Here is a 16,878-nt window from a genome sequence, read left to right as displayed (position 1 = left end):
AAAACTTTAAATAAATTATTCCCAATGCGCAGGCTGTCCCGTCGAAGCAAGAACGGATAACCAAATAGATTCATTTGTGTCTAAGCGTTTTTTCCCTACGGCTACGGCAGCTAAAGGAACATGTGTAAAACGTTCATGCGCATATCCTATCATGCAACCGGTTTTTCCAGCCATGGCAGCATGAACAGCATTTTGACCTAATTTTGCACAAAAAACGGAATCATCCGCTGATGTGGTTTGAGAACGTAACATATAGCTTGGGTCTATATATTTTAATGTGGTTTCAATATTTCTTGCTTTAAATTCATCAACAATTTTCTTCTGAAGAAATTTTCCAATATCTTTTAATTTAATATTGCCACTGGCGTCTTTTTCAATTTCAGATGGTGGGAAAAGATCTTGACCAGCGCCTTCAGCAACTGCAATGGTTATATAACCTTTATCAATCACTTTTTTTACAATTGTGTTAAGCAAACCATTCGGTCCTTCCAGTTTAATGGGAACCTCAGGGACTAAGACGAAATCAATATCATTCATTGCAACTGCAGCTGTTGCCGTGAGAGCTCCACAGTTACGTCCCATGATTTTAACGAGGCCAATGCCATGAAAAGCTGAGCGTGCTTCTGTTTGTGCGCAGCGTAGAGCCTCCACAGCCTTGCCAACAGCGGATTCAAAGCCAAATGTTTTACTAACCCAAAGAACATCGTTATCAATTGTTTTAGGTATTCCGATCAAAGTAATTGGAACTTTTCTGCGCTTAATTTCTTCGTGAATAGCGTTTGCACCAGCTAAGGTACCATCGCCACCGATCGTAAATAAAATATTAATGTCACGGAGCATGAGTGCGTCAACAATTGCGACATGGTTTGAATGTCCTCTACCTGTACCAAGCACACTTCCTCCTTCAAAATCGATATTTTGCACAGAGAAAGGATCGAGTCGACGCCAGCCAAAAGAGAAACGTTTGGTTTGTGGGTCATGAGAAAACCCTTGATATCCATAAGGAACGCCGTAAATATTCTTTACTCGATAACGATCAGATAAAAATGTAACTAGATTTTGTATAACATTGTTTAATCCAGGAGCAAGACCGCCACAAGTTACGATAGCAACTTTAGTATTCTCAGGATTCCAAAATATTTTTTCTCTAGGTCCCGCCAACTCAAAAGTTGGCGGTTGAAAAACAATTTTTCCGCTATCAGGTCGAGAAGCTTTTAAAAGGCCTTCCAAAGAAATATCTACCAAAACCCTATCTTTTCCATCCTCAACAAAGTTTCCGGTCTGAAATGAATTTTTAAGAGGTGAAGGCAATGTAGCTTGACCAAAAGTCTCAGTGAGGCTTTCAATTAAGAAGATTTCTGGTTTAATTTCTGTGGTTTCCATTTTCTAAGACCTCAAGCAAATGCAGCATTCTGTTCATCAAAAGCTTCTTTCAAAGCATCGGATGCAAGATCAAGCATCTTGTTCAATTGATCACGATTAAAAGGGCGCTTCTCTGCTGTCCCTTGAACTTCGAGAAGTTGTCCACTTGCAGTCATAACAACGTTTAAGTCGACATCTGCTTTTTGATCTTCATGATAATCAAGATCGACGTAAACTTGTTCTTCTATAATTCCTACTGACACTGCAGCAACTGCATCGCGCAACGGATTTGTTTTAATTTTATTTTGTTTAATAAGGGCTTCTATTGCTAGTTTTAATGCAACATATCCACCTGTAATTGCAGCTGTGCGTGTGCCACCATCCGCCTGCAATACATCACAGTCAAGAATGATAGTGCGCTCACCCAAAAGTTTCATATCTACAACGGAGCGAAGCGAACGACCTATAAGTCTTTGAATCTCTTGTGTGCGGCCAGATAGGTGTTGGCGCTCACGACGAGTGCGATCATGAGTTGAACCAGGAAGCAATGAGTACTCAGCAGTGACCCAACCTTGGCCACGAGTGCCGCGCATCCAATTTGGAACGGAATCTTCAACGCTTGCAGTGCATAAAACACGTGTCTCGCCATACTCAACAAGTACGGAACCCATTGGATTTTTTAAAAACTTTGGAGTAATTTTGAGTGGCCGAGGTTGTGAAGCGCTACGACCCTGTGAACGAAGTGACATTGAATTTACCTCAATAAAAAATAAAATAGACGTTTTCGATAATGATCCGTCTCAATCCTAGAAAGTGGCACAATAAAAAATTTATGCAAATAGGGAAAGAAAAGAAGTTAGAAAATTTTAGGAGCAAAATGGTGCGGAGGAGGAGACTCGAACTCCAAAGATCTTGCGATCACTCGCACCTGAAACGAGCGCGTCTACCAATTCCGCCACCTCCGCATAAGGATAATAATTAGAAGTAGGCAATTGAGTTGTCAAGAAAAATTCAGATTTTAAAAAAGGTATACCAAGCGGGTGGAAGAAATAACTTGGAATCCTCCTAACGTACCGAACGAATAAGCGCTACCGAGACTAAATTCCAAATTCAAATTTGAAATAATTTGCTTTGATAAGCCACAAGCAATTTGGAAACCAATTCCCTGAGAAAATGTTGAGGGTTGTGTTGAAATTATTCTAGAGTAATTTATTAATGTATCTACATTCATATTATAATTTTTAAATATATCATCTAGAATAAAGCGATATCCCAAAGACGTTTTAAAATAGCTATAAATTTTTTTACTTGCATAATTATATGTAATATTATCATTATAATTACCATTAGTAAATACGATTGAATTTAAATTCTCAGCATTGAATTTTGCGTAATTAAATAAAAATACAAAATTTTTAAACTGAATAAAGGCCTCCCAAGCAAAAATAAAGCCTTTGGATAAACCAAATTGTGTCGTATTTAATTTTTTAAGAGAACCAAAATCATAAATCATAGCAAAACCACTCCCAATTCGTAAAGAAGAATAAACTTTTTCAGCTTTTTCCAGATTGATTAATTCTATTTTAGAGAGATTCTGTCTACTTTTATCTTGAATATTAGTTTGAATGTCATGCATATTTTCTGTTGATTTAATTTTATCAAGCTGACTTTTAGGAGTGCTTTTATTTAAAGTTAACGATAAATATTGTGAATTGTATTTGTTAGGGTTTGGCATCATACTTTTATTATTAAATTGTATTTTTTTTAATTGGTCAAAAACAACTGCTAATTTAGTTTGTGTTTCTGAAGATTGAATATATTTTACTTCAAATAAATTATTAGGACAAAATAGACTAATATAAACAGGAACACCAACAGGTAAAAGTATAGATTTTTTGTTTTCTAAAAGTTTTCCATTCCAATAGACTTGGCAGTTTTTTTGTTCTATATTTTTTTTTATATGTATAGATGTTTTATAAGCGATTCTATTCTCTTTTAGAGCAAAAGATAATTTTTGAGCCCCAGAGTAATCAATAAGTTGTGCTAAGTCCTTGGCGAAAGTTTCGATATTATCTGCTGAGATCAGTGATTGTAGTGATGTTATATCATTTTTAAGCAGACCTTTTAAAAATAAGTAAATATCAATTGCTGCATTTTTATCGCCGCTTTTCAAATCCGCTTGAACAATTTCTTTGATGTCATAAAACTTCTGTTCCATTTTCTCTTTATCTAAATCTGTAATGACTTTTGCACTTTTTTTTCCATATAATTCAACAATTTCAGATGACAGTTTTATAAGCTCTTTTCTGTTCATAGCATAACTATTTCCTTGCAAAACAATGAAAAAATAACAAATATAAATAATTTTAAACCTTTTCCAATCCATATAAAATATCGCCTATAATGAAATGAATAAGTGTATAAATATTTAACACCTATAATTAAAAGTGTTCATAAACCATACAGTTCAAGAGATCCTCAGATTTTTAATACTTTATAAATATTTGATTTTTTTGTGATATATTTTAAAAATTTTTGGCACAGATCTTTCTTATATGTTTTAGAGGATATGGACTGCCTATTCTGCAGCCATTTTAACTAAAAAAATGAAAATAAATACAATCATTAAAACAAATATTTTTTATTCTATTTTTAGAATAGCACCAATTTTATTATTCATATCAATAATGTTTTATTGTCTTTTATTGAACTACAGAGAAAAAAGGCAATATGAAAATATACAAGAAAATTTAATCGAAATTCCTGTTTTATACCCAAGTTCACCACCCGAAAAAAGCAACCGATGCATACAACTTGCTATGGCTCTTTTCTCAATAGATAAAAATAAAAACTCTAAACAACCAGTCTATGATCCTAACTTGAACGTAAGAGGTTTAACGTCAGGAATGATTTTTTCTCCCAAAAAAAATATTTATATTGGAGATGAAGCATTTGAGAATTGGGGCTTACTAGGCTCAACATTAGCTCATGAAGTTGAAATTCATGGTAACCAGTCATTTGTAAAAATAGAATTTATAAATTTTTTATATCATTATTTTTATGAAATTGAATACAATTTATTAAATAAATTATTATATAATAATGATTTTAGATATCAAAATAAAAAAATCGGGACAATTAAAGCCGAAAAAGAAGCTTATAAGTATGAGCTTAAATCAAAAAAAAGATTTTCTTTAAACGCACAAAATGAAAAATCTCTACAATATATTCTTGAAAAGAAGTTATATGAAAATGATATTTAGTTTTCTTTTCTAACACGTTCAAAATTATATTTCTCACATTTCATAATTAAACTTGCTCTGCTTATACCTAATTTTTTTGCTGCACGACTTTTATTCCAGTTTTCATTTTCGAGAAAAGTTAAAATCATAGTTTTCTCGAGATTTTCTACAGCATCTTTTAATGTTCCACTTGTATTTATGGTCTTAAAAATATCTTCTTTTTCTTGAACACCGTAAATTCTGTCTGATAGAAGATCATCTTTTATTTCTTTCTCATCTCCAGATAAAACACACAGCCTTTCAACCTCATTTTGCAATTCCCTTACATTTCCTGGCCAATCATATTTCTCCATTTTATATATGCAAGAAGCACTGATTTTTTTTATATTTACATTATTTAATTTGGAATAATCTGATAAGAATTTTGATATTAAAATTGGAATATCTTCTTTTCTTTCTCGAAGTGGAGGAAGTTTAACATTAATTACATTTAGCCGATAATATAAATCCTCCCTAAATGTACCATCCTTAACCATTTGTTCTAAATTTCTATTTGTAGCAGCAAGGATTCTTACATCAACTTTTTTTTGTTCACTACCTCCCACGGACAAGAATGTTCCTTCTTGCAAAACTCGCAAGAGCTTAACTTGCATTGAAGGTGAAGTATCTCCTATTTCATCTAAAAAAAGAGTTCCTTTATCGGCAAGTTCAAACAATCCTTTTTTATCTTTAATTGCATTGGTAAATGCTCCTTTCACGTGACCAAATAGTTCTGTCTCAAGGAGATTATCATTTATTGCTCCACAATTTTGGACAATAAAGTTTTCATTTTTTCTTTTAGAGTTCACATGAATTGATTTAGCTATACCTTCTTTTCCTGTTCCATTTTCTCCTGTTATGAGTATAGTCGCTTCACTTTCTTTTATTTTTAACAACAATTTAAAAACATTTTGCATCGCTTGACTTTTTCCGACTATATTTTCAAATGTCCACTGAGTTTTTAAATTATTTGACAATGCATGAAAACTCTCTGTATTATCAGAAATTGTTTTTCTTAAATTTAATATTTCATCAAGCACAACTTCAAGCAGCTCTTTTAAATAACTAACTTCTTTTAAAGATAAGACGGGTAGTTTAGCAATATAATCTTCTAATTCTTTTGTATTTCCATTGAAGTGTTTTTTTAAATACATTCTAAGTCGATCTTTTTGTTCATCGACTGTTTCTTCAATTAAAAAGCCATCTGCAAAAATACAACCTAAATATTTTTTTCCTAATTTTAATGGCAATGACATTGTACTAAAACCAGCATGACATGTCGATAGTAAATAAGCTTCCGCTTCCTCCGATTCTATCGTTGTTTTTGAAGCAATATCTACGCAGTCTGGAAATGTTTTTTCGCTTTCTGTAATCAGTTTGCAGACTGGATTTTTTGCATTAAAAAATTTTCCTTGCGGAACCCCTTTCAATACACCTTTTTCATCTGTAAAATTAAGTTGAATATTCCACCAATTCCCGATTATCTGCCTTAATTTATTAATTATATTTAGTTTCTCAAAATCTTCGAAATTAATATCACTTTCTTCAATCACAACAACTCCTCAGCTTTAAGTTATTGGACATGATCCCTATGTCGGTATTTATGTGTTAAAACTTTATTCACTTTGTAAAAATATGAGACACTTCTAGGCAAAAATAGGTAGGAATGATCCTATTTTTCTTTCCCTCTTGACGATCATCTGTTTTGTAAGCATAATGCTTTTAGCCTTGGGTAGTTCTTGTAACAATGTGGCAGAACCTACAAATAACGTAACAGGAAGCTGAAAAATTCTTGGTGAGCATGCCCTCCGGCTTGTACGATCGAGGGAAGCCTAAAAGGAATTTCAGAAGCATCCACTTTTAAAGAGTGGGTTTCTCCTATTTCATAACTGCCCAAGGTGTTCATTCCAAAATTCCCTCCAATTAATATTAAAATTAATCTTAAATGAGAAATATGCTCTTTTATATTAGAAAAAGGATTCAATATGTCAAATCAACATAATGGAATTTCATGTATTAATGGAACATTTACTCCATTACATGAAGCTAAAATTCCAATTTCCGATCGTGGTTTTTTATTTGGTCATTCCATTTTTGAAACTTTGCTTGTAAAGGGCGATAAAATTATTTCGTGGGAAAGTCATTTTGAAAGAATGAAGCTCAGTTGTGAAAGTTCATTTATTAAAATTCCAGATGAAAAATTATTAAAAGATTGGTGCCAGCACTGCGCTGAAATCAATTATAAATTAAGTGATCCAAAACCTCTTAAAGTGCAATTAAGAATTATTATAACAGGTGGTAATTCTTTTGATCTAAGCATCAAAAGAACGAACGAAATTTTACCAAACCCAAACGTCATCATAATTTGCAGAAATGCTGTTGGACCATCACAAGAGCAATATATGAATGGCATTTCATTAAAATGTTTACCAGATTTAAGAGCGCAAGGTTTAATCGACATAAAAAGCTGTTCTTATTTATATAATTTAATGTGTCTTGAAATTGCAAAAAAAGAAGGTTATAATGACGCACTCTTTTATAATAATTTAAATTTAATCACTGAATCCACTACAGCAAACTTTATCTGGTTTGACGAGAAGAGTAATGTATATTCTGCTTCTTTTAAAGGGAGTTGCCTTGCAGGAACTACTTTATCTAAACTTATTCAAGGCATGCAAAAAACAAATTTACATTTCGCTTGGAAAGAATTAAATCTAGATAATCTTGCTGAAGCCATTGGCTGCGGCATTATTTCATCTATTCGAGGAATAGTTCCTGTAAACAAAATAGATACAACTCACTTTGATATTCATTCTCAGAAAAAACTTTTCGAGAAATTAAATAAAGTGCTAGAAGATCAAATGGAATAAGGTTAATTGCATGAGAGTAATTGCAGGAAAGTATAAAAGAAGAAATTTAACAACAGCCTCAGGAAATGACATCACTCGCCCAACTTCAGATCGGGTCAAAGAAAGCATTTTTAATATGCTTGCTCAAGAATTACATGCAGTGAATGTGCTCGATCTCTTCTCTGGCAGTGGATCTTTAGGTATTGAAGCATTGAGTAGAGGGGCAAACAGAGTCACTTTTGTCGAAAAGAATCATGAACCTGCTCAATGCATTCAAATGAATTTAGATTCTCTGCAAGTTCCCAATTCAGCCTATTCAATTGTCAAATCAGATGTGACAAGATTTCTTGCATCCTATTCTTCCCAAGAAAAATTTGATCTCATTTTTGCAGATCCTCCTTATAAATCTCCTTGGTACGCCCATTCCCTTGAGGAATTAGAAAAAGCAAAAGTTTGTAATAAAAATTGCACTGTCATTTTTGAAATGCGGAAAGATCTCGAAATTTCGATACAATCGAATATTAAAGGGTGGTCTAAAGATGACGAACGCATCTATGGCAAAACAAAAATTGAGATATGGAGAAAAAGGGAAGAAATATGATAAAAAAAACATTTGTTAATTTATTATTTTCTTTTATTATATTAATTTTTATTAGTAGTTGCTCAAGTACAAAAATATCATCAGAAAGTTTAAATTATATTATTTCTGGAAACAAATATGCAGAAAAAGGTGATTTTCAAAGCTCTGCTAATCAATATCGGCTTGCTTTAAAAGAAGAACCTAATTCAACAACCGCTAAAAGAAATCTTGGGTTGGTATCTGTAAAAATTGGAAAATATAAAGAAGCTATTGAATTGTTAAAAGATGTATCATCCTATTATACAAAAGATGCAGAACTTTTTTATTTTCTCGGAGAAGCAAATAGAGCTCTAGGTAACGATAACGATGCGATAAAAGCATATCAACAATCCCTGAATATTTCTCCAGCTGAACTAAGAGTGCAAAAATCTTTAAGCTGGGTTTATTTAAAACTTGGTGAATATGATCAAGCTGAAAAATTGATTAAGAGAAATTTTGAAAAAAACCCGCTTGATTTACAATTACTCCTTATTTCAACTAGCATTGATATTAAAAAAGAACGCTACACTAAAGCCATTAAAGCTATGCAAGAATTTGAAAAATCCGATTTCCGCATTGTAAGTAAAGATCAAACAACTGCTGAAACCGAAAAAATCTTGCTATTAAATGTTCTTGGCAATGCTTATGCTGGAGTGAATAACTGTGAAAAAGCACAGAAAATATATGAAATAGTTTTAAAATATAGACCATTTTTAGCGTCTACTTTAACAGATTCGGCAAAATGTGATATAAAAGCAAATAATACACTTCTTGCTAAAAATAAACTCGAAAAAGCCCATGCTTCTGAACCAAACTATCCGGAAGCTCTCTATCTCTTAGGAAAAATTTATACCAATAATGATCCTAAAAAAGCAGCCTTTTATTATAAACGCTTTGTAGAAATTAGCTCAGAATATAAAAATCTTGAAGCTGAAAATAAGCAAGCGCAAGCTTCTCTAAATTTACTCGAGTCCAAAAAATTTACCCAAGGTAAGAAATCTGATTGACGCATGCGCTAGATTGGTTAACTATAATATCTAATTGAGCTTCATAAAAAAGCTCAGCGTTTATTTGTAAAATGACAAAGCGTCCCATAAGAAAGGTATCTCACGATGAAACTCTCATCAGAACAACTCGAACGACTCGCAGAACGTGTGTTTAAAGTTCTTAAGAGTTCAGGACATATTGAACTTGACTATGATACCGAAGAACGGATTGAAGAGAAAGTTATTGAACAAATTTCGAATGTTCTCGAAGATGACTCCCGCACTGAAGACCGTCTCTCACGTGAAGCAGAGCGCCTCGTGTCTGCCCAAAGCCAAATAGCTAAGTCCTCTGGCAAAAGCTTTGAAAGCCTAGTTGAAGAAGTCAAAGTTCGCCTTGCACGCTCAAAACGCGTGATTCTAGGTGATGAGCCAGAACGTGCTGACTCCCTCGCAGAAAAAGTTTTAAAAGCCATTTGGAAAATAGATGGTATCGATTTCTTTAGTGAAGATATGAAAGTACAAAACTGTATTGCCCGCGCAATCCATCGTTTTCGTGTTGAAGACGACCGCATCATTGAAGCCGTCGAAAAAATAGTGAATAAGAAGAGTGGTGAAGAATCATACAACCACGCTTGGTGTATTGCATTCGATAAATGCTACAACGAAGTCCGCCAACGTATTGCCAATCAAAAATCATCTGATGAAACAACAACTGTGGGCGGCTAAGTACAAAAGAGAATAATAACACGTGCAGCCAGAAGAATTTGTCCACCTCCATATCCATTCCGAGTACTCCCTTCTTGACGGTTCCATAAAAGTCAAAAAATTAGTAAAAGAGCTCACGAAAAGAGGGGCCAAAGCGGCTGCACTCACAGATCATGATGCCATGCATGGTGTGCTTGAATTCTATCTCTCTTGTCAGGCAGAAAAAATAAATGGCATTATTGGCTATGAAATAAATGTTGAAAGTTTATATCTTGAAAACAAGAAACAAGTTTCTCATTTAATATTACTTGCTGAAAATAGTGAAGGTTATGCAAATCTTATTAAACTGTGCACAATTGCAAATACAACTGGAAAAAATAATGTATTTATAGACTCTACTTCTGTTACTTTCGCAGATATCACTCAGCATGCTAAAGGATTAATTTGTTTAACAAGCTGTTTAAAAGGTGAGCTTTCTACGCATTTATTAAATAATGACGAAAAGAGTGCACAATTTTATCTGGACAAATTGATCCAGATCTTTGGAAAAAAAAATCTATTTATCGAACTTATTGACAATGGAATTCCAGAACAAAAAGAACTGATTCCAAAACTCGTTCAATTGGCAAATAATAACGACATTAGTATTGTTGCATCTGCAGATGTGCATTACATAAATAAAAGCGATAAAGAAACCCATATGTCACTTCTTGCAATTAAGCATAAATTGCAAAAATCGGATGTAAGAGGGATCCCAAGTTCAATAGATTTTCATTTGCCAACATTTGAAGAGATGCAATTAAAGTTCTCCGCCTATCCAGAAGCATTGCAAAATACAAAAAAAATTGCTGATAGATGTCAGGTAAAAATCGACACAAAAAGTATATTTATGCCTGATTACCGGCAAAGAGAAAATGAAACTTCCGATGACTGCCTAGTCCGTCTTTCACGCTCAGGTCTAGAAGCACGTAAAGGCGCAGTTGCCCATTGGATGGGTCAATCATTTAATGAAAATGTCTGGGATGAATATAAAAAACGCCTTGAATATGAACTCTCGGTGATCTTAAAAATGAAATTTTCGGGCTATTTTTTAATCGTTCAAGACTTTATCAATTGGGCAAAAGAACAAAAAATACCTGTTGGACCTGGTCGAGGTTCTGCTGCAGGCAGTATTGTTACCTATGCTTTGCGTATTACAAATATTGATCCCATCCGCTTTAATCTTTTATTTGAACGTTTTTTAAATCCAGACCGCATCTCAATGCCCGATATAGACACGGACTTTTGCCAAGATAGACGAGGAGATGTTCTAAATTATGTCTATCAAAAATATGGAAATCGAGCTGTCTCACAAATAGTTACATTTGGGCGAATGATGGCAAAAAATGCGCTCAAAAATCTTGCGCGTATCAATGGCTGGTTTTTTCATGAGAGCAATGAATTTGCCAAATTGATTCCAGAATCCCCTGGTATCACTCTTGAACAAGCCATCAAAGAAGAAGCCAAAATTCAAGAAAGACTCGACTCCGATGAACGCGCAAGGAATTTATGGGAAAGCGCTCTGGAAGTAGAAGGTACTCTTAGTTCTCTTGGGATACATGCTGCTGGGGTTATTATATCCGATCGTGCACTCGATGAACGATGCCCTTTGCTTGAAACAGATGGACAACTTCTCACCCAATTTGAAAACAAATATGCTGAAAAAATTGGTCTTATTAAATTTGACTTTTTAGGATTAAAAACCTTAACAGTTATTGATAATGCTGTAAAACTAACACAAAAAAGACACAATATTGAAATTGACATTGACAGTATTGAACTCGAAGATCCTAAAGTCTATGAAATGATTTCGACTGCCCATGTGACAGGTATCTTTCAGCTTGAGTCCAATGGTATGCGCAAACTCATTGCAAACTTAAAACCAACCTGTTTCACAGATATTATTGCGGTTCTTGCCCTTTTTCGCCCTGGCCCGTTAGGCTCAGGGATGGTTGACGATTTTGTCAAACGCAAACATGGTGAGACGCAAGTTGAGTACCCATTTTCTGAACTTGAACCCATTTTAAGTGACACATATGGAGTCATTGTTTATCAAGAACAGGTGCAAAAAATCGCTGCTGTTTTAGCTAATTATTCACTTGGGGAAGCGGACTTATTGAGACGCGCCATGGGGAAAAAAGATAAAAATGAAATGGAACGACAAAAAAGTCGTTTTGTTTCTGGTGCAACAGAAAATGGTCACGATCCACAGAAAGCCGCCGAACTTTTCGACCTCATGGCAAAATTTGCAGAATATGGTTTTAATAAAAGTCACACAGCCGCCTATGGCTGGGTAACGTACCAAACAGCATGGCTCAAAACATATTATCCAACTGAATTTATGACTGCAATAATGACCTGTGACTTAGATAACACGGATAAAATTGTGGGTTACGTTCGTGATTGTAAAAGAATGAAAATCGCCATTCGCCCTCCTTGTGTCAATTATTCTCGTTTCGAATTTAGCATTCCTGCGGATAAAATTATTCAATTTGGCTTAGGTGCCGTTAAAGGACTTGGATCTGGCATTATCAATATGATCGTTGAAGAACGTGAAAAAAACGGTATCTTTACCACTGTCCCAGAATTTATTGCTCGATTAGATGCTAGAAAATTAAATAAAAAAGTAATGGAAAGCCTTATAAAAGCTGGCGCTTTCGATTCAATCGCTAGCAATCGAGCCGAGCTTATAGCCAATTCAGATACATGGCTCAAAACAATTGCAAAAGAAGCTGAGCGTGAAGAAAGTACCAGTTTTGATATATTTGCTATGTTTACAGATGAGACTCCAACAATAAATCCAAAAGTATCTGGAGCAAATAGCTATCCTATAGTAGAAAATAATAAGAAAAACCAAAGTGACTTTGTATTTCTCCCCAATATTCTCCCCACAAAAGTGCGTTCCGAAAATTGTCCGACAAAAATAGCAAATGCACTCTTACCGATTCAAATAAAACCAACTCGCCCTTGGACATTTTATGAGCAATTGGCGCATGAGTTTGCCACCCTCGGTTTTTATATGTCAGGCCATCCAGCCGATCTTATTCGTGCTGACTTAAAAGAAATCTCAGAAATTTCTCTAGATCAAGCCATTCTTTATTTAGAACCAGATGAAGTTCCTGACTATAAGAGAAAAACTGTGAAAGTCGCAGGTATTGTTACATTAAACCAAGAGAAAAAAAACAAAGACGGCAATGCTTTTTTAGTCTTAAAATTAGAAGATGGCTATGGTGAACTTGAAGTAACGTTATTCAGTAAACAATATGCTGCACTCACTGAATCGGTAAAAATGGGCGATGCACTCGTAGTGGAATGTAAAATTAAAAAAGGCATTGAGGATGGAACAGTTAAAGGCATTGTCCAAAGTATTGATCGCGTTTCCAACAAAAGAATTGAACTTGTAAAAAGAATTATTCTTGCTACTGAAGAAAACTTTATAAAGAGCAAAGAAAATCTACAAAAGCTTATTCACATTCTTCTAACAAACAAAGGTAAAACTCCTCTTTATATGGATATTTCTATACCAAATCATAAACTCAGATTAAAAGCTAAAATGGGAAATCACTACGTCACACCTACTGATAATTTCATTTTAGAAATCGAAAACGCTTGGCCAGGCTTAGTTCGAGTCGAACGGGTTTACCATTATCAAATAGCAGAATAATTGCTTTAATTTCAAATTTTCTGTTTTAATTGCAAATCTATTTTTAATTTAAATGCCCATAAAATACTTACGATTGCGAATACAAAAATCATACTTAATGCAATATAAACGTTAAAAAAATCTGCCAAAAAACCTGCCATCAGAGACAAGATTGCAATCATTATGATTGATATTGTTTCATAATATGAGCTAATTGTTCCAAAATATTGATTGGGAATATTTTGCATTAAATAAGTAGAGCGACTTATTCGGATAGATGCATGGGAAAATGCTAAGACAAATTTCGCAATATAAATAATAAAAATATTTTGATTTAAAACGAGCATTAGTAATGCTATTATAAAAAACAGCATATTTTTTATAAAGTTTTTGAGGAAACCATTTTCATTTTTATACCTAATAAATCCAGCTAAGATTGCGCCTAATCCATAGGGAATCGTTGATAAAATAAAAGCTTGAAAACTCGCATTTGCACTTTTGAAAATGGCAGAAACCAATAAATTAACCGCCATTATGAGGACAAATGGAAAGCTGGAAATAATAAAAATGGTTCTCAAATGTACGTCTATTTTTTTTATTTGAGTATGATTTTTGAATAAAGATAAAGAAAAGAATATGTTTTTATCTTTTGTGGTTCCTTGGAAGACGTTATCATTATTTAAAAATGAAATTAGGATAAAAGATAAGATAAAAGTAATTAGAGCTAAATTAACAATGGTAAGAACTGAATTGTATTCCAAGATAAAAAAGCCAACTAAACCAACGAATAATGTAATTGCTTGGCGTACCACTTCGAGAGAGCGATTGGCTGTATCAAAATTTTCTTCTGTACAAGTTGCACGCACATATGCATTTCTAACAATTTGATCTGATGAGCGTATAAAACTAAAAAATATGCATAATCCAGCTAAGATAAAAGACAGGTGCAACTCATTTATTATTTTAAAATAGAGTAACAAAAGAAAAACAGTTAAAAAAAGAAGACTAAACCCATATATATATTTTAAAATTAATTTCCTAGAAACACTGTCTATGAACTGACCAATTTTAGGTAAAAACAGAAAGCTTACGAAATAACTTATCATTGTCATGATTGCTAATAGAGAAGAACTCTTTGCATAGGTTAGTATAAGCCAATTTGAGGCCTCAAAAAACACACCCATACCGATTCCAGATATGAATGATAATAATAATAGCAATCGAATAGATGGATTTCTTAGTATTTTAAACCCCAAAAAAGTCTACCTTTTGCCTTGGAATATAATTGCCTAAGATATTATAATAATTAATTATTTCTAGTTTTTGCAGATCGAATGCATGCTTGATATCATGCATGGCATTTAAAATAAAGTGCGCATCTTCTTTGTTATTTAAATGAACAAATCTTTTATGATCATCTAATAACTTATGATGCCCTAGCTCATAATCAATCTTATTATGTTCAAAAAATGTTTTTAAAACGTGAGGTGGAATATCAAATATTTTTGCAATTTTTTCATTCGTATTCTGGGCAGCTTTGTCATCAAAACCTTCTGCTTCAATCATACGAGCCACTAAGAAAACCGAAAAAGGATATTCTGTAAATAGATTCTTCATTAATCCTAAAATATTTTGAGTTGAAACCAGAGGAACAGAAGTTTCAACTTCAGCCCGTGTAAAACCAAGTTCAAGAAGCGAGCGTAAAATAAATTCTTCATGCCCTAATTCTTGTTTATAGTACTTATATAAAATTTCCTTTAATTCTTGATCCTCAGTGGCTTTACATGCAGAATTTATAATTTCTGGAAAGATTTTAATATAATGATATGTCTCTAACAAAAAACCGTGAAATGTTTGTAAAGTTTGTTTACCTTCAAGGATTAAAGTAAATAGACTGGTATCGTCTAATTGCTCTGTCCAAAGATTGCATGCGGCATAAAATTTATTATAAACCTGTTCATCAGAAAAAGTATCCATAGGAATTTCATTAGGTCTTATCATACCAATTCCATCAAATTCTTTAACAATTTCTATAATTTTATTTTTATCAACACCTGTTCTTTTTGATATGATATCAATGGAATTATGTCCGGTGCAGGCTCCCCTAAATTTTAAAAACTCGTCTGCTTTTTTAATTGGAACCTCATAGTCATTATCTATAAAAGTTAAATAGCTAAAATCTTTCTTACTCTCATAGGTAGTCCATAAATTATGTATAAACTTAGGGCGAATAATATATTTTTTTTCCATATTTAATTACAAGCTCGCATTAAAAAATATGACTAAATATTTTTTTTAAAAATATTTAGTCAATGTCGTATTGAATATTATCCGCAACGAGGACTTCCAACAACGGAAGAAGTATTTGCTGTTGGTTTTTCACTTTTTTTGATTTTTTTCATTACTAAAATCTCCATATGGAATATATTATTAATCCTTACTTTAATAAGGCGTTGAAAACAACTTTCAACTTCTCATATTTAAATTATTCATTTACCACTGTCAAGGTACTGATTTTTTTGAGTTTATTTAATTAACATTATTTTTTTGGTAGCTTAAAATTATAAAAGAACCGAAGATTAAGCTTAACTAAATTATCCATTCAAGATATTATGATTAACTAAATTATCCATTCAAGATATTATGATTAACTTTAAAATTTATAAAATTATTTATTGTATTTTTAAGATAACATGGTAGTATAACTAAGATTAAATATTATGTTTTATTTCAATATTTTATTTCTCTTATCCTGTGCATAGACTTCCCAAGATATACCTTTATTTTCAATTTCATTAATTTTTTTCAAAGTATCCTCAATTCTCTTAAGCGCATTTTTAGCTTTAGAAAATAATTGTAAATCATCTTCATCTAATTTATTTTCTATACGATTTAAAGCGAGCATAGCAATTGCAAGTGAATTATTTATTTCATGATTATAAGTTATAATTATTGAGTTAATCGTTTCAATTTCTTTTTTTTGTAAATTCTCTTTATATAGATCACTTAAAACAATTTGGTTATTTATTCTAGCTATAGCTATATCTATATGAAAGGGCTTTGTTATATAATCATTCGCGCCTTGCTTTATAGATTTGTCTAAATTTTTATGATCATTTAAGGATGTAATCATTATAACTGGCAATTCAAATTTATTATATTTTTCTCTGATTTTCTTTAAAATATCATTCCCATCTGAATTTGGCATAAGTATATCTAATAAAATAATGTCAATTGAATTATCTTCAATAGTTTGCATAACTAATTCGGTTTTTTCAAGTATAAAACATTGAAAATTTTTATTTTTTAATCCTTCATCTATAAAAAAAGCATCTAATTCACTATCATCTATAACTAAAATTTTTTTCAAATTATTTGAATTTTGCATAATGTC

The 16,878-nt window shown here is 32.6% G+C and carries 13 protein-coding genes, 1 tRNA gene and 1 other RNA gene; 7 read left to right on the top strand and 8 right to left on the bottom strand.

What is annotated here, in order from left to right; genetic code table 11:
• Positions 1-15 precede the first annotated feature (15 nt).
• From H7355_RS04310 to H7355_RS04295, 4 genes are all read right to left on the bottom strand, one after another.
• Positions 16-1,383 carry an ATP-dependent 6-phosphofructokinase gene (locus tag H7355_RS04310; protein ID WP_186645492.1) on the bottom strand — a complete coding sequence of 456 codons (1,368 nt, stop codon included), beginning with the start codon at positions 1,381-1,383 and terminating at the stop codon, positions 16-18.
• 11 nt (positions 1,384-1,394) lie between these two features.
• Positions 1,395-2,111 (bottom strand): ribonuclease PH, encoded by a 717-nt coding sequence (gene rph, locus H7355_RS04305; protein WP_186645491.1) that lies wholly within the window; start codon positions 2,109-2,111, stop codon positions 1,395-1,397.
• Between the two features lie 129 nt (positions 2,112-2,240).
• Positions 2,241-2,327: transfer RNA gene (locus tag H7355_RS04300), tRNA-Leu, on the bottom strand.
• 53 nt (positions 2,328-2,380) lie between these two features.
• Positions 2,381-3,748 carry a hypothetical protein gene (locus H7355_RS04295; protein ID WP_186645490.1) on the bottom strand — a complete coding sequence of 456 codons (1,368 nt, stop codon included), beginning with the start codon at positions 3,746-3,748 and terminating at the stop codon, positions 2,381-2,383.
• Between the two features lie 220 nt (positions 3,749-3,968).
• Here H7355_RS04295 and H7355_RS04290 point away from each other — a divergent pair, with 220 nt between their 5' ends.
• The gene (locus H7355_RS04290; RefSeq protein WP_186645489.1) at positions 3,969-4,625 is read left to right on the top strand and encodes a hypothetical protein; all 657 of its coding nucleotides are present in this window, start codon (positions 3,969-3,971) and stop codon (positions 4,623-4,625) included.
• Here H7355_RS04290 and H7355_RS16120 read toward each other — a convergent pair.
• Complete coding sequence (locus H7355_RS16120; RefSeq protein ID WP_186645488.1) at positions 4,622-6,196, bottom strand: sigma 54-interacting transcriptional regulator; 1,575 nt, start codon at positions 6,194-6,196, stop codon at positions 4,622-4,624. The two genes, H7355_RS04290 and H7355_RS16120, sit on opposite strands and share 4 nt — an antisense overlap.
• 168 nt (positions 6,197-6,364) lie before the next feature.
• On the opposite strand from H7355_RS16120, the gene ssrS reads away from it, so the two are divergent.
• The 6 genes from ssrS to dnaE all read left to right on the top strand — a co-directional run bounded on the left by ssrS (position 6,365) and on the right by dnaE (position 13,505).
• Positions 6,365-6,548, top strand: a non-coding RNA gene (ssrS, locus tag H7355_RS04280) — 6S RNA.
• An 80-nt stretch (positions 6,549-6,628) separates the two neighbouring features.
• A complete protein-coding gene (locus tag H7355_RS04275; RefSeq protein ID WP_186645487.1) occupies positions 6,629-7,513 on the top strand; it encodes an aminotransferase class IV in 885 nt (294 codons plus the stop codon).
• Between the two features lie 10 nt (positions 7,514-7,523).
• Complete coding sequence (gene rsmD, locus H7355_RS04270) at positions 7,524-8,093, top strand: 16S rRNA (guanine(966)-N(2))-methyltransferase RsmD (protein WP_186645486.1); 570 nt, start codon at positions 7,524-7,526, stop codon at positions 8,091-8,093.
• A complete protein-coding gene (locus H7355_RS04265; RefSeq protein WP_186645485.1) occupies positions 8,090-9,118 on the top strand; it encodes a tetratricopeptide repeat protein in 1,029 nt (342 codons plus the stop codon). Before rsmD ends, H7355_RS04265 begins: the two co-directional genes overlap by 4 nt.
• A gap of 105 nt (positions 9,119-9,223) precedes the next feature.
• Positions 9,224-9,823 (top strand): DUF507 family protein, encoded by a 600-nt coding sequence (locus tag H7355_RS04260; protein WP_130606222.1) that lies wholly within the window; start codon positions 9,224-9,226, stop codon positions 9,821-9,823.
• A 22-nt stretch (positions 9,824-9,845) separates the two neighbouring features.
• Complete coding sequence (gene dnaE / locus H7355_RS04255) at positions 9,846-13,505, top strand: DNA polymerase III subunit alpha (RefSeq protein WP_186645484.1); 3,660 nt, start codon at positions 9,846-9,848, stop codon at positions 13,503-13,505.
• A gap of 11 nt (positions 13,506-13,516) precedes the next feature.
• Here the strand turns inward: dnaE and H7355_RS04250 are convergent, their stop codons facing one another.
• From H7355_RS04250 to H7355_RS04240, 3 genes are all read right to left on the bottom strand, one after another.
• Positions 13,517-14,740, bottom strand: coding sequence for a hypothetical protein (locus H7355_RS04250; protein ID WP_186645483.1), 1,224 nt, complete (start codon positions 14,738-14,740; stop codon positions 13,517-13,519).
• On the bottom strand, positions 14,730-15,734 hold the full coding sequence (locus tag H7355_RS04245; protein ID WP_186645482.1) for an iron-containing redox enzyme family protein: 1,005 nt from the start codon (positions 15,732-15,734) through the stop codon (positions 14,730-14,732). The genes H7355_RS04250 and H7355_RS04245 overlap by 11 nt, the downstream gene beginning before the upstream one ends.
• A gap of 475 nt (positions 15,735-16,209) precedes the next feature.
• Complete coding sequence (locus H7355_RS04240; RefSeq protein WP_186645481.1) at positions 16,210-16,872, bottom strand: response regulator; 663 nt, start codon at positions 16,870-16,872, stop codon at positions 16,210-16,212.
• Positions 16,873-16,878 lie beyond the last annotated feature (6 nt).

Source organism: Fluviispira vulneris, assembly GCF_014281055.1.
GTDB lineage: Bacteria > Bdellovibrionota_B > Oligoflexia > Silvanigrellales > Silvanigrellaceae > Silvanigrella > Silvanigrella vulneris.
Note: the sequence above shows the minus strand (reverse complement) of the source record. Positions and strands in the feature narration are given on the sequence as shown.